Source organism: Nesterenkonia aerolata (assembly GCF_031470965.1).
Lineage (GTDB): Bacteria > Actinomycetota > Actinomycetes > Actinomycetales > Micrococcaceae > Nesterenkonia > Nesterenkonia aerolata.
Genome location: NZ_JAVKGR010000001.1, coordinates 198242 through 211461, shown reverse-complemented (window position 1 = coordinate 211461; position 13220 = coordinate 198242). Strand labels below are relative to the sequence as shown.

13 protein-coding genes and 1 tRNA gene are annotated in these 13220 nt (G+C 65.9%); 4 read left to right on the top strand and 10 right to left on the bottom strand.

Going from position 1 to position 13220, the window contains the following annotated elements; translation table 11 throughout:
• Window positions 1-90: 90 nt before the first annotated feature.
• The 3 genes from RIL96_RS00980 (at window position 91) to RIL96_RS00970 (ending at window position 3105) form a co-directional block, all read left to right on the top strand.
• Window positions 91-164, top strand: a tRNA-Met gene (locus RIL96_RS00980).
• 425 nt (window positions 165-589) lie between these two features.
• A complete protein-coding gene (locus RIL96_RS00975; RefSeq protein WP_310547126.1) occupies window positions 590-1732 on the top strand; it encodes a hypothetical protein in 1143 nt (380 codons plus the stop codon).
• Between the two features lie 143 nt (window positions 1733-1875).
• Complete coding sequence (locus RIL96_RS00970; protein WP_310547125.1) at window positions 1876-3105, top strand: metal-dependent hydrolase family protein; 1230 nt, start codon at window positions 1876-1878, stop codon at window positions 3103-3105.
• 88 nt (window positions 3106-3193) lie between these two features.
• On the opposite strand, the gene RIL96_RS00965 is transcribed toward RIL96_RS00970, so the two are convergent.
• From RIL96_RS00965 to RIL96_RS00945, 5 genes are read right to left on the bottom strand one after another with little or no spacing between them, the layout of a single operon-like run.
• Window positions 3194-4108, bottom strand: coding sequence for an EamA family transporter (locus RIL96_RS00965; protein ID WP_310547124.1), 915 nt, complete (start codon window positions 4106-4108; stop codon window positions 3194-3196).
• Window positions 4108-4848: a B3/B4 domain-containing protein gene (locus RIL96_RS00960; protein WP_310547123.1), complete on the bottom strand. Its 741-nt coding sequence runs from the start codon at window positions 4846-4848 to the stop codon at window positions 4108-4110. Before RIL96_RS00960 ends, RIL96_RS00965 begins: the two co-directional genes overlap by 1 nt.
• Complete coding sequence (locus RIL96_RS00955) at window positions 4841-5443, bottom strand: helix-turn-helix domain-containing protein (protein ID WP_310547429.1); 603 nt, start codon at window positions 5441-5443, stop codon at window positions 4841-4843. The genes RIL96_RS00960 and RIL96_RS00955 overlap by 8 nt, the downstream gene beginning before the upstream one ends.
• A gap of 28 nt (window positions 5444-5471) precedes the next feature.
• Window positions 5472-6239 carry an ABC transporter permease gene (locus RIL96_RS00950; RefSeq protein WP_310547122.1) on the bottom strand — a complete coding sequence of 256 codons (768 nt, stop codon included), beginning with the start codon at window positions 6237-6239 and terminating at the stop codon, window positions 5472-5474.
• A 2-nt stretch (window positions 6240-6241) separates the two neighbouring features.
• Complete coding sequence (locus RIL96_RS00945; RefSeq protein WP_310547121.1) at window positions 6242-7036, bottom strand: ABC transporter ATP-binding protein; 795 nt, start codon at window positions 7034-7036, stop codon at window positions 6242-6244.
• Between the two features lie 129 nt (window positions 7037-7165).
• Here RIL96_RS00945 and RIL96_RS00940 point away from each other — a divergent pair, with 129 nt between their 5' ends.
• Window positions 7166-8131, top strand: a complete 966-nt coding sequence (locus tag RIL96_RS00940; protein ID WP_310547120.1) for a helix-turn-helix transcriptional regulator — start codon at window positions 7166-7168, stop codon at window positions 8129-8131.
• Window positions 8132-8236: 105 nt separating this feature from the next.
• On the opposite strand, the gene RIL96_RS00935 is transcribed toward RIL96_RS00940, so the two are convergent.
• The 5 genes from RIL96_RS00935 to RIL96_RS00915 form a co-directional block, all read right to left on the bottom strand.
• On the bottom strand, window positions 8237-9712 hold the full coding sequence (locus tag RIL96_RS00935; RefSeq protein ID WP_310547119.1) for a variant leucine-rich repeat-containing protein: 1476 nt from the start codon (window positions 9710-9712) through the stop codon (window positions 8237-8239).
• Between the two features lie 113 nt (window positions 9713-9825).
• Window positions 9826-10491 (bottom strand): pyridoxal 5'-phosphate synthase glutaminase subunit PdxT, encoded by a 666-nt coding sequence (pdxT, locus tag RIL96_RS00930; RefSeq protein WP_310547118.1) that lies wholly within the window; start codon window positions 10489-10491, stop codon window positions 9826-9828.
• Window positions 10488-11348, bottom strand: coding sequence for a pyridoxal 5'-phosphate synthase lyase subunit PdxS (gene pdxS / locus RIL96_RS00925; RefSeq protein WP_310547428.1), 861 nt, complete (start codon window positions 11346-11348; stop codon window positions 10488-10490). Before pdxS ends, pdxT begins: the two co-directional genes overlap by 4 nt.
• A 217-nt stretch (window positions 11349-11565) precedes the next feature.
• Window positions 11566-12321 (bottom strand): SDR family NAD(P)-dependent oxidoreductase, encoded by a 756-nt coding sequence (locus tag RIL96_RS00920; RefSeq protein WP_310547117.1) that lies wholly within the window; start codon window positions 12319-12321, stop codon window positions 11566-11568.
• Between the two features lie 29 nt (window positions 12322-12350).
• Window positions 12351-13169 carry a PspA/IM30 family protein gene (locus RIL96_RS00915; RefSeq protein ID WP_310547116.1) on the bottom strand — a complete coding sequence of 273 codons (819 nt, stop codon included), beginning with the start codon at window positions 13167-13169 and terminating at the stop codon, window positions 12351-12353.
• Window positions 13170-13220: the final 51 nt, after the last annotated feature.

Genomic DNA, 13220 nt, shown 5'->3' with positions numbered 1-13220 from the left:
AGAAGTCCGTTCTATGCCGAAGATCACGTGCACGGGGCGACCCCAGGATTTTGCGCGGCGGTCATCGGCCGGTAAGGTTGATCAGGTCGACGCGGGGTGGAGCAGTTCGGTAGCTCGCCGGGCTCATAACCCGGAGGTCGCAAGTTCAAATCTTGCCCCCGCAACGAGATGAGGCCCCTGACCTGGTGTTGCACCAGGTCAGGGGCCTTCGCTTTGCCCGGAATGGTGTTCGGCAGGCCGGGTATGTGGAGCGGCGGCCCGTCCGTGTGTCACGGCGCGGCCCTTTCGTATGTCGTAGTTGCGTGTCGTAGCCGTGTGTCATAGCTCTGTGCCGGAACCTGCCCGCAGGGAACTCTGATCTGCGCAGACAGCTATGATCCGTGATGCATCGGCGACTTAGAACTGCCCTGAGAATCCAGGCTGTGCGGAGACGTGTTCTCAGGTTCAGTGGAGTGATTGCCCCTTGATGCCCGGGCGGGAAAACTGACCTCGTTAGGCAGCGACGCGCTGGTGCCTCATCGTGGATCAAGCACCGGCGTGGCATCATATTGCAATCGTCTGATCGCTCGAGAATCGAAGGTGCGCTGATATGGAGCCGATCTTCGCCGCAGTCATTGTCTTGGCTTTCGTCGCCATAGGTGAGTTAGCGTCCATCTGGTCGCGCGCACGGATTCCGGGGCTGCTCGTGGCCATGTTGGGCGCATTCATATTTGCCCAAGCAGGCATCATTCCGGAGACCACAGTTGATGACTCCATGTTGCCGCAGGTCTATGCGATCCTTGTGGTTCCGCTGCTCTTCCACATGGGCTCGCTGATCTCGTTGCGTACCCTGCTTCAGCAGTGGAGAGCCGTCGTCATCGCGTTATCAGGAATCACGTGCGCGCTGATGGCCCTGGCCGTCGTACTCCTGCCGCTGTACGGTTTTGACCATTTCGTGGCCGCAGGAGGTCCGCTGACCGGAGGCATCGTCGCCACCGGGTTGACGACGGACGGGCTCGAGGCCGCAGATGTGTTGCCCGCGCTCGTCGTGCTCCCCGCCCTGATCCTGATGATGCAGTCTCTGCCGGCGATGCCGATCACGAGCCTTCTGCTGCGGCGTTACGCCAAGCATGTCGTAGAGTCCGGTGCGTTGAAGGAGCATGTGGCATCTGCATCGGCTGCCTCGGCTGGCGCCGGTTCGCAGCGCAAGCTCGTCACCATGCCCAAGTACCTCGTCGACAACCACATCTTCGTTCTGTTCCTGGTGCTCGTCGGCGCATCACTGGCAACACTCATCGCCAATTTCACGCAGGTTCCCGCCACTGTGGTGGCTCTGTTGCTCGGCATCATCTCCACGGCGATTGGTCTGACACCTGAGCGGTCCCTGGAGCAGGCCAATTCCTTCGGTATCGCTATCGTCGGTGTGGTAGCGATCGTCATGGCACCGCTGATGACGGCATCTCTTCAGGACGTCTTGAGCATGATCGTGCCCATGACGCTCATCATCGCGATCGGCGCCGCGGGGATCATCCTGGGAGGGTTTATCGCCACGAAGCTCGTCGGATGGCAGCCGATGCTCGGGATGTCGGTGGCGCTGACGGCCATGTACGGCTTTCCCGCGGACTATCTCATACCCCGGGAAGTCTCCCGCTCCGTCGGCGAGACTGATGAAGAGTCTGACGAGCTCTTCCACTTCATGCTGCCGCCCATGCTGGTCGGGGGTTTCACCTCGGTGACGCTGGGTCGGTATTGATCGCCGGAATCTTGGTCTCGTTCCTGTAGCCAGTCGTTGAGCCGTGACACCTCATCTATGGTGAGGAGCAGAGCTGCTGTACGAACCGGCACTGCACCGTCTGCCGGTGGTGACCATGCCAAGAGATTCAGTGAGAGGACACGATGAACGACTTTCTGATTCGCAATTGCAAGCTCTTTGACGGCGAGACGTTCCACTCCGATCAGGACGTGAGGATCGAGCAGGGTGTGGTCACCGATGTCAGCAACGCGGCTGAGCGCCCCGGAGCCGGGACCGACGACGTCGGCATCCCCACCCTGGATGGCGCGGGGAAGACACTCACCCCGGGCATCATCGATTGCCACGTACACATGACCACCCGTGAGGCCGGATCTCTCGACGCCATGATGGAACCGTTCTCGCTGCAGTTCTTCCAGGCCGTCGAGCACCTGTCTCGGACGTTACGTGCGGGCGTGACCACAGTGCGTGATGCCGGCGGTTCCGATGCAGGGGTCAAAGCCGCCCTTGAGCGCGGAATCGTCGAGGGGCCGCGACTGCGAGCCGCCATCAGCATCATGAGCCAGACGGGAGGACACGGCGATGGTCGGCTCCCGTCGGGCGCGGAGAGCCCGATGCTGAGCGGGCATCCTGGCCGGCCTCACGGTGTGGCCGACGGCGTCGATGGCGTGACCCGCAAAGCCAGGGAGCTTTTCCACGCGGGTGCGGATCACATCAAGATATGCTCCACCGGAGGTGTCCTGTCGCCGGCGGATGACCCTCGGCATAGTCAGTTCACTGAAGCAGAGATTCGTGCGATCGTCGCCGAGGCTGCGGCTCAGGGAAGTTACGTGATGTCTCATGCCCAGGGCAGCAACGGCATCAAGACCGCTCTTCGGGCTGGTGTCCGGTCTATCGAGCACGGGATCTATCTCGACGACGAGGCCATCGAACTCTTCTTGGAAACAGGTGCCTATCTGGTGCCCACCCTGCAGGCGCCGGTCTCCGTCATCCGGGCCGCCGACTCCGGATCGAATCTGCCGGCATCCGTGGTGGAGAAGGCGCGACACGTAGCGGATGTGCATATTGAATCCATCGCGAAGGCACACCATGCCGGGGTGCGCCTGGCGATGGGCACCGACGCGGGGGTCGGCCCTCACGGTCAGAACCTTGAGGAGCTTGAGCTTCTCTCGAAGGTCGGTCTCAGTGCAGCTGAGGCCCTTCGCGCAGCCACCGTCAACGGAGCCGATCTCATGGGGATCGATGATATAGGACGTGTGACCCGGGGCGCCGTCGCCGATCTTGTGCTCTTCGAAGGAGACGTGGAGGCTGACGGACTCGTGGGGATCCAGGACCGTGTTCACGCCGTGTTCCAGTCAGGAGTCCACGTGGTGTGACCCACTGCGCCGCGGGGGATGGGGTCACCGGCGTCTCATAGCTCTGTGCCGGAATGTGCCTGCAGAGAACTCTGATCTGCGCAGGCAGCTATGATCCGTGATGCTCCGAGGCCCCGTGACCGGGGGAGTGGCCGCCTGAGTCCCAGTCCTCCGGGAGTTTGCGCAGCCCCCGGCGTTGGGCGCCGGCGCCCGCCAGCACCACCAACACGATCCCCACCACCTGCACGATCGAGGGCACCTGGTGCAGCACCAGCAGTCCGAGCAGCACACCGAACGCCGGCTCGAGCGCCATGAGCGTGCCGAACGCAGTGTGCGTCATCCGGCGCAGCGCCAGCATCTCCAGGCCGAAAGGGATCACCGGGGCCAGCAGTGCCAGTCCCGCGGCCACCAGCACCGCGGAGAGATCGACGTCACCGACGGCCTGCGGCACTCCGACGACGGTGGCCACCACTGCGGCGACAGGGATCGTCAGGCTCAACGCGCTGATACCCGAAAACCGATCACCCACCCGCTGAGTCAGCAGGATATAGGTGCCCCAGCCGACTCCCGCGAGGGCGGCGAAGCCGACGCCGAGCAGATCGACCTCGCCCTGCCACGGCTCGGTCAGCATCACCACTCCGCCCAAAGCCAGGAGCGGCCAGGCGAGCATCCGCCGATCCCCACTACGTAGTCCAGCCACCAGCAGAGGCCCGAGGAACTCGATGGCCACGGCGGTGCCCAGCGGGATCCTCTCGATGGCAGAGAGGAACGCCACGGTCATCAGTCCCGAGGCGATCCCCAACGCCACCAGCGGGGCGACGTCTTTCCGCCTGATCCAGCGCAGCGGTGGTCGGGCGATGAGCACGAAGATTACGGCCCCCATCGTCAGGCGCAGCCAGGCCGCCCCTGCCGGGCCGACCTGCTCGATGAGGCCCACCGAGAGGGCGGCGCTGAGCTGGATGAGCAGCATGGCCGAGACGGCCATCGTCCATGGCGGCAGACCGACGCTCGACCTGGTGCTCATCACGGTGTGATCAGCCGCGTGGAGACGGCCACATCCGGGCCGAGGTGCCCCAGAGCATCAGTCAGGGCATTGCCTGCGTCGAGCAGGGCCGCATCGGACATCGGTTCCAGAGCATCCAGGATGAACACGGCCCGGTGGGTGTCCTCGCGCAGTGCCGTGCGTCGGCCTTGCCGCCAGTTCCATCGGCGGCAGGTCACCCCGGCGTCGTCGCGCCAGATGACTTCCCCGGGTACGGGGTTCTCGATGATCGGCTCTCCGCCGGCCACTGTGTCGAAGTCCTCGTCACCTGTGGCGCGTACCAGCTGCGCCGGGCCGCAGTAGGCGTCGAGATCCTCGCCGCCGATCGGCACCTGGTGCAGCACGGAGACGGCGTTATAGGCGTCGGTCAGCAAGTTGACCTGTGGCATACCGCTCTCCGCGCGGCGCAGCAGCGATTCCACACTGCTGCGGAAGCGTGAGGGTTTGGCGCCGAAGTCACGATAGGCCGTCCGCCAGGCAGAGATGTGGGGAAGCTCCTGTGCGGCAGACGACGCCAGAAGACGCTGAGCCAAGGTCTCGGCCTCGGCGATCAGTGCGGCGACCACACTCTCGGCACCCGGGTGGGGCGCCTGCGGGAAGAGCCCTTCGGCGACGAGCAGCAGTGCCCGGTAGTCCGGCCGCAGCGTGTAGACCTCCTCGTCCACCGAGGCGGCGGCGAGGAACTGTGCGGCCGTCATCGCGGTGGTGGGATGCTCAGGCATGAGAGTCCTCCGTTCGGGAAGGGGGCGCGGCACCGGGTTCGAAGACTGCGAGGCAGAACCGCGCCGGATGCACGTGCTGGTTCGAGTAGGTATGGGGCCGGTCACCGACGAAGCTGATCGCGTCTCCGGTGGTGAGCTCCACGTTCTCGCCATCGATCTGGAGCGTCAGGGTGCCTTCACGCATCTGCAACATCTCGCGTGTACCAGGCCGGTGGGCCTCGCTGGCCCGTGATTCCCCGGGCTGCAGGGTCCAATCCCACAGCTCCAGGGCATCCGGAGTGTCGGCGTTGGCGACGAGCACGCCGCGTCCGCCGTGCTCGCCCCTCCAAAGTGGGGAGCCCTCCCCGCTGTGGGTCACCCGGAAGGTGCGCTGCGTGGGCGGTTCCACCAGGGAGGGAAGCCCGACGCCGAGGGCCTCACTGAGTCGCAGCAGCGTGGCCAGGCTCGGGTTGGTCGCGGCCTGTTCCACGTTGACCACCACGCGGCGGCTGAGTCCTGCGGCCTGGGCGAGGTCATCGAGGGTCCACTGTCGGCTGAGGCGCTCATGCTTCACACGGTCTCCGACCGCGCGGGCGAGATCTTCAGGTCGATGCATCACGAGTGCATCATAATGCACTTTCTCCTCAGAGGCTACGATGCATCGCCCGGATGCCCACCCCGAGCCCCAGGCTCGCGATGACCACTGCCGCGAGACCACCCTGCCAGACGGCCTCCGTCGCGAGATCGCCGTCGACCAGTGCCCGCAGCGCCTCCACGAGATACGTCAGCGGATTGAACGCCGCCACGACCTGCATCCACCGCGGGCCGGACTCCAGGGGGAGGAGGATCCCCGAGAGCAGCATCAGCGGAAACAACAGTGTCTGCTGCACAGACCAGAAGATCCAATCCTGATGACGCGCGGCGATGCCCAGCGCATAACTCAGCGCACCGAGACCCACGCCGAAGACGGCGAGGAGCACCAGGCCGTACAGCAGGCCGAAGGCATCGGGCCGGAAGCCGAAGGTCCAGGCCACGGCGCAGAGTGCCGTGGCCTGGACCACCACGGGAACCATCTCCTTCAGCGCTCGTCCCAGCAGAAGTGCCGCACGAGAGACTGGTGTCACCAGCATGCGTTCATGCGACCCCTGGATGATCTCGTAGAGCAGGTTGGAGCCGGTCATCCCGGTGCCGAAGAGGGTGACCATCGCCAGCACTCCGGGGACGAACCACTGCAGCGAAGTGCTCAGAGGCTGACCGGTCAGACCACTGAGCAGCGGACCGAAGAACGCCAGAAAGGTCAGCGGCTGAACGAGGGCGAACACCAGCTGGAAAGGATCCCGCCGCATCGGGCGCAGTTCACGGGACACCACATGGACGGTATCGAGAAGTGTGCGGGGCACGGTAGTGGACATGATCAGTTCTCTCCTGTGCTGTGGTTCGAGTCGCGCAGGCTGCGGCCGGTCAGAGTGAGGAAGACGTCGTCGAGGGTGGGGGCGTCGAGATCGCCCGCGAGGGTGCTCTTGAGCTGATCGGGGGTACCGTCAGCGATGAGCCGTCCGTGATCGACCACCACCACGCGCTCGGCGAACCGGTCTGCTTCCTCGAGATAGTGTGTGGTCAGCAGTACGGTCATCTCCTCGCGGAGCCGTGCCTGCATGATGTGCTCCCAGAGATTCGCGCGGGACTGAGGATCTAACCCGGTACTCGGCTCGTCGAGCAGCAGCAGGCGTGGCCGCGAGATCAGCCCGAGAGCGATGTCGGCGCGGCGCTGCTGTCCGCCGGAGAGGTGCTGCGCCGTCTGCTCCGCCACCGGACCGAGCTGGAGCACCTCGATGAGTTCTTCGGTGCGCCGGCGAGCCTCGCTGCGGCTCAGGCCGTAGAAGCGTCCCTGGCAGTGGAGCTCATCCCGCACCCGTTGGTAGGGACTGATGCCATGTTTCTGCCCCACATAGCCGATGCGAGCGCGTACCTCGCGTGGATGAGTGGCGATGTCCCATCCGCAGATCTCGGCTCGGCCGGCACTGGGCGGCAGCAGCGTGGTGAGCATGCGCATCGTCGTTGATTTTCCGGCGCCGTTGGGTCCGAGCAGTGCCGTCAGGGACCCTTCGGTGATGTCGAGGGTGAGGCCCTCGACGGCGACGATCTCGCCGCCGCGCGGGCTGGGGAACGTGCGTCGGAGCCCCTCGGTGCTGATGAGGCTGGTAGTCATCGTGGTCTCCTGATCTGTGAGTTCGTGGTGGACAGGTGGCAGATGCGCGGCGATCCTCTCGCCACGTGATGACCACGCTAGATACAGATGCGGACAGATCCTGTCCGCATCTGGCAGTAGATTTGCCTCATGAGCGATCCCACGGCGCGCACCCTGCGGCTGTTGTCTCTGATGCAGGCACGCCGTTTCTGGTCCGGAGCCGAGCTGGCCGCACGGGTGGAGGTCTCTGAGCGCACATTGCGTCGTGATATCGACCGTCTGCGCCAGCTCGGATACGACATCGTCGCAGCCTCTGGCCTCGACGGCGGATACCAGCTGCGTTCCTCCACGGCGATGCCGCCGCTGCTGGTCGACGATGATGAAGCCGTGGCCATCGCGGTCGGTCTGCGGGTCGCCGCCGTCCACGGACTCGACGATGGAGAACAGACGGCACTGAGCGCACTGGCCAAAGTGGAGCAGGTGCTGCCGCGCCACCTGCGCCGCCGTGTAGCCGCGCTGCAGGCTCATACAGCCCCGACGGCCTGGGGCGAACAGCCGCGGGTGGGGACTGAGGTGTTGGCGAGGCTGGCGTTGGGGTGCCGTGATCGGGAGCGGCTGCGATTCCGGTATGTCTCGGCGACAGGCGAGGAGACGGCGCGCAGCGTCGAGCCGCACAGCCTGGTATCTCAGGGAGCACGGTGGTATCTCGTCGCCTGGGACACTGCGCGGCAGGACTGGCGCAGCTTCCGCCTGGACCGTATGGACAATGTGCAGGGCACCGGGGTACGAGGGTCGGAACGGCCGTTGCCGACCACAGACGTCACCACGATGGTGCGGGCGGACCGAGCTGCGGCTGAGCCGACTCATCACGCTGTGGTGGTGCTGCGGATGGGCCGAAGCCGGTTCGACCGAGAGTTCCGCGGCTGGGGAGGGCAATCAAGCGATGCCGGTGAGGGTAGGATCCGATGGACGCTGCGTGGCAGGAGCGCGCGGGAGGTGCTGGCTTACCTCTTGTGGTTCCCCGAGGACGTTGATTGGGAGCTTCTCGATGCCGACGTCGGCGTCCGGGAAGCTGCGGCGGTGGTGAGAACGAGGACGAACCGGCTCATAGACTGACCTTCGCCCATGGAGATCGAGTTCCCGATTTCTGATGCATATCAGGCGCAAAACGGCGCCGATTGCACCAGAAATCGGGGACTCGATGGAGAAAGGGCGGGCAGCTCACCAGGTGCTGTTGCGCTCGGAGGAGAGGTTGATGCCCTCGCCGGTGAGCTTATTCCAGCACGACATCTGGCTCTGGTACGAGGTGCAGGCGAAATAGTCGTTGCCGGCGGTCTGCCCGTAGGCCAGCACCTGGCCCTGTTCATCGGCGGAGACGGCGTTGTCGCAGTCGGGTGACGCTGATTCGTCCAGGCGGATCGTGTAACTGGCCCCGTCCTCACAGCCTTCGGGGGCCTCGAAGGAGTGCTGCAGCACAGTGCACGTGAGCTCATCGCCCATCTCACAGATGACGTTGCCCGTCGGTGAGGAGAAAGCGGGCAGGTCCTGCGCGCCTTGGGCGTCATAGTTCACGGTCAGCCAGTCGGTACCCAGCCATTCCAGCGTCGAGGCCAGGTTCTCCGGGGCGTCATCGCCGCCGTTGAGCTGCTGGTGGATCTGAGCCGCGTAGACGCTGCCGCATTCCTGCTGGATGCCCTCTAGCGTCTGACGCACTGTGGGGGAGTCCTCCTCCCAGGACTGCTCCTCATCCGAATAGGAGGCAAAGGCGGTGAAGGTCTGGGCGTCCTGCTCCGGATCCTCGCAGGTGTCCGAGGAGCTCAGCTCCTCCATCGCGGTGCGGGCCTCCTCGAGGTCTGCCGGGAGGTCTTCTTCCTCATCGTCCTCCGGCTCCTCGACCTCGGTCCCACCCTCGGCGATCTGTGCCTCATCGGTGAGCAGATCCTGGGCCAGAGTATTGATCACCACAGCGGCGATCACCACGAGCACGGCCAGCGGCATCACCACCATGAGCATGATCGTCACCAGCCGCGACCCACCGGCGCCCTCGACACCCTGGTCCGGTTCGGCATCCGGGTCCGCGACGGCGACCGGCCCGACTGCTGCGGACCTCTGGGCGCGCTTCTGAGCCTTCTTCTCGGCCTTGTCGGTACGTTTCTGCGCAGTCCTGCCGGAGCGCGAGGCAGGGGGGCGGGCAGAAGAATGAGCGGAATCCGAGGACGTCGACACCTCGGCGGTGCTGCCGCCGGCCGTTGTACCGGTGACCGCTGCACCGCCGGCCGATGTGCCGGCGGCGATGGCCTCGGACCCGCGCGGGGAATCGTCCCCGAGGATGGAAGCGATCGTGCTGCTTCCCGTGAGGTCTGCGGTGGTGGGGGCATCATGAGCCGGCGCCTCGCCGGGGCCGACGTCGGAATCCTCCGGCTCATTGGCAGCCTCAGTGAGTTCGTCCTCAGGCTCGTCCTCGAGTTCGGCTTCTTCGTCGGCGAAGATCTCGGGGGAAAACCGCCGGGCGAGGGCGTCATCGATGGCGGGATCGCCGAGTTCGGCCAGTGCCTCGATCAGCTCCGGGTAGGTCGCAGGGTTCGAGGCGATGTCAGGACGAAACTCTGGGTAGTCCTCTGCGATGCGGTGCAGGGTCTCCCAGTCGGTCGAAGGGTCTGAAGCGGCCCGTCGCAGGTCCTCGTAGCTATGATCCATCGGTTCCTCGTCGCGTGCCTCTGGTAGGCACTTCGGCTCTGAAGAAAGGGTACAAGCTGCTGTCCCCAGACTCTACGTACCACTCAGACTCTATGTGCCACTCAGGGACGACTCTATGCCAGCTTGACTGAGTCGGCCGGCGTGGCGGACGCCGAGGGCCGGGACTGCCGCGTCATCTCCACGAAGAACCGGTGCAGCCGTCGGTCCCTCGTCAGCTCCGGATGGAAGCTCGCCGCCAGGAGCTTCCGCTGGCGCACGACCACGGGTGCACCACGATGCTCCGCCAGCACGTCGACATCATCGCCTGTGCGTTCGATCACCGGGGCCCGGATGAACACCGCCGGCAACGGTTCTTCGAGACCGGTGGCACTGGGATCGCTGGCACTGAGACCGGAGAGACTCAGCTCGGTGGTGAAGGAGTCCAGCTGGCTGCCGTAGCCGTTGCGCCGCACCGTGATATCCAAGCCACCGATGCGGTCATAACCCTGAAGGGCCTGAGCGTCGACGACCTCCTCAGCCAACAGGATCAGCCCCGCACAGGTGCCGAACACCGCCATGCCCTGCCCAGCGGCGGCGCGGACGGCGGGTAGCAGCCCTACCGGTGCGGCTAGGCGCGCCATCGCAGTCGACTCCCCGCCGGGCACCACCAGTCCGTCCAGACCCTCCAGCTCGGCGGGCCGCCGCACTGTCCGCACTGCGGCCCCACAGGCCTGCAGCGCACGCACATGCTCGGCCACCGCCCCCTGCAGGCCCAGGACGCCGAGCTGAGGGACGTTCACCAGCCCCGCTCAGCCAGGCGATGCGGGGCCGGCAGATCGGAGACGTTGAGCCCGACCATCGCCTCGCCCAGCCCGCGTGAGACCTCGGCGATCACCGACGGGTCATCGTAATAGGTGGTGGCCTTCACGATCGCCTCGGCGCGTGCGGCGGGGTTGCCGGACTTGAAGATTCCCGAGCCGACGAAGACGCCGTCAGCGCCCATCTGCATCATCATGGCGGCATCTGCTGGTGTGGCCACGCCACCGGCGACGAAGAGCACCACCGGAAGGCGGCGGTCCCGGGCGACCTGGCGCACCAGCTCGTAGGGCGCCTGCAGTTCCTTCGCCGCCACGTAGAGCTCATCCTCGGCCAGAGCGCCGAGCTGTGCGATCTCAGCCTTGATGGTCCGGATGTGCTTCATCGCCTCGGAGACGTCACCGGTGCCTGCCTCGCCCTTGGAACGGATCATCGAGGCTCCCTCGGTGATCCGGCGCAGCGCCTCGCCCAGATTTGTCGCCCCGCAGACGAACGGCACGGAGAACCGTGACTTGTCGATGTGGTGGACGTAGTCGGCCGGGGAGAGCACCTCGGACTCGTCGATGTAGTCCACCTTCAGGTGCTCGAGCACCTGGGCCTCGACGAAATGACCGATCCGCGCCTTCGCCATCACCGGGATCGAGACGGTGTCGATGATCCCGGAGATGAGGTCCGGGTCGGACATCCGTGCCACACCGCCGGTGGAGCGGATGTCCGCGGGGACCCGCTCCAGGGCCATGACGGCGACGGCCCCGGCCTGCTCGGCGATCTGCGCCTGCTCCGGGGTGACCACATCCATGATCACCCCGCCTTTGAGCATGTGGGCCAGGCCAGTGTTCACCTCCGTGGAGGGGGCGCGATGCCCCTCCGAGTACGGGGAGCCCGTGGAGGCTTGCGAGGCGGGGGAGGTGGTGGGGGCAGATGTCGAGGCGGTCACGGTAAGAGGCTCCTGAAGGGGTGGGTGTCGTGATGGACAAGAAGTGCTGTGGTGAGGCTGTGGTGAGAAGGTGGCGGTGGAGAGGAGCGCGGACCTGGAGGGCAGGTCAGCGGCACAGACGTCAGACGACGGTGTAACCACCGTCGACGAGGTAGTAGCTGCCGGTGACGAAAGAGGCGTCCTCTGAGAGCAGGAATCGCGTCACCGTGGCGACCTCCTCCGGACGTCCCAGCCGGCCCAACGGGTGCTTGGCGGCGAGGCCCTGCTGGGCCTCGGCATCGAGGTGCTTCTCCAGCAGCGGGGTCAGGATGTAGGCGGGGCCGACGGCGTTGATCCGCAGCCCGGCCTCCCCATACTCGGCGGCGGCGTTCTTCGTCAGACCCACCACGCCGTGCTTGGCGGCGGTGTAGGCGCCGTTCAGCGGGGCGGCGACGGTCCCGTGGACCGAGGCCATGTTCACGATCGCGCAGTCGGCGGCACCGGCCTCCAGCATGGCCGGGATCTGGTACCGCATGCCGTAGAGCACGCCGTTGAGGTTGATGTCGATGACCTTGTTCCAGGAGTCGAGGTCCGTCTCGCCTGCGGGAGCGGGCACGCCACCGATGCCGGCGTTGTTCACCGCGTAGTGCAGCGCCCCGAAGGTCTCCTGGGCGAAGGTCACGGCGCGCGCGTTGTCCTCCGGGCTCGAGGAGTCAGCCACGACGACGGCGGCCTCGCCGTCGTCGCGCGCAATCTCGTCACGGACCCGTTCGGCGCCGGCCTCGTCGACGTCGGACAGAACTACCCGGGCGCCGCGGGCGGCGAGGTCCTTCGCGATGGCCTCACCGATGCCGGAGCCGGCACCGGTGATCAGCGCAGTGCGTGCAGAGAAGCTCATGAGTCAGCCTTTCGTCAGGGTGGAGCGGGTCAGCGACGGTCAGTCTCGGTCTCGAGGGCGGCGAAGTCGGCCTCCATCGAGTCTGCGGAGTTCCCCGCAGCGGCACCCGCACCGGCGCCGAGTGCGGGCCGGGATTCTCCGCCGGTCTTCAGTGCGGCCAGCCGGGCCTCGATCTCAGTCTGCTCGCCCAGATCCTCCAGCGCCTCGAACTGGGAGTCCAGGCTCGAGGCCTGGATCTCCGCCTGGCCGCGGACCCGGGCCTCCTCGCGGCGGATCTTCTCCTCGAAGCGTCCGACTTCAGTGGTCGGGTCCATCACATCGATGGACTTCACCGCGTCCTGCACCTGCGCCTGGGCGTGGGCGGCCTTTGACCGGGCGACCAGCTCGTCACGTTTGGAGACCAGCTGCTGACGCTTCTGCTTCATCTGGTCCAGGCCGGTCTTGAGCTTTTCGACGATCTCGCGCTGCGACTGGATCGTCGGTTCAGTGGCCTTAGCGGAGTTCTCCGCGTCCATCTGACGCTGGATGGCGACCTTGGCCAGATTGTCGAACTTGGTGGAGTTCTCTGAGTCGCCGGTCTCGCGGAACTCATCTGCCTTGCGGGAAGCGGCCAGGGCCTTCTGCCCCCAGGAGCGGGCCGTCTCCATGTCCTCGCGGTAGTCGTCCTCCATCATGCGCAGATTGCCGACGGTCTGCGCGGCGGCCTCCTCGGCCTCTGCGATGTTGTTGGTGAAGTCCCGCACCATCTGGTCGAGCATCTTCTCGGGGTCTTCGGCGCGGTCCAGCATGGCGTTGACGTTGGCGCGGATCAGCTGGGACATGCGGCCGAAGATGGACTGCTTGGACACGGTGGTCACCTCTCGCAGACGGGGACGATGGGTAGTCCGTGCGCCTCATCC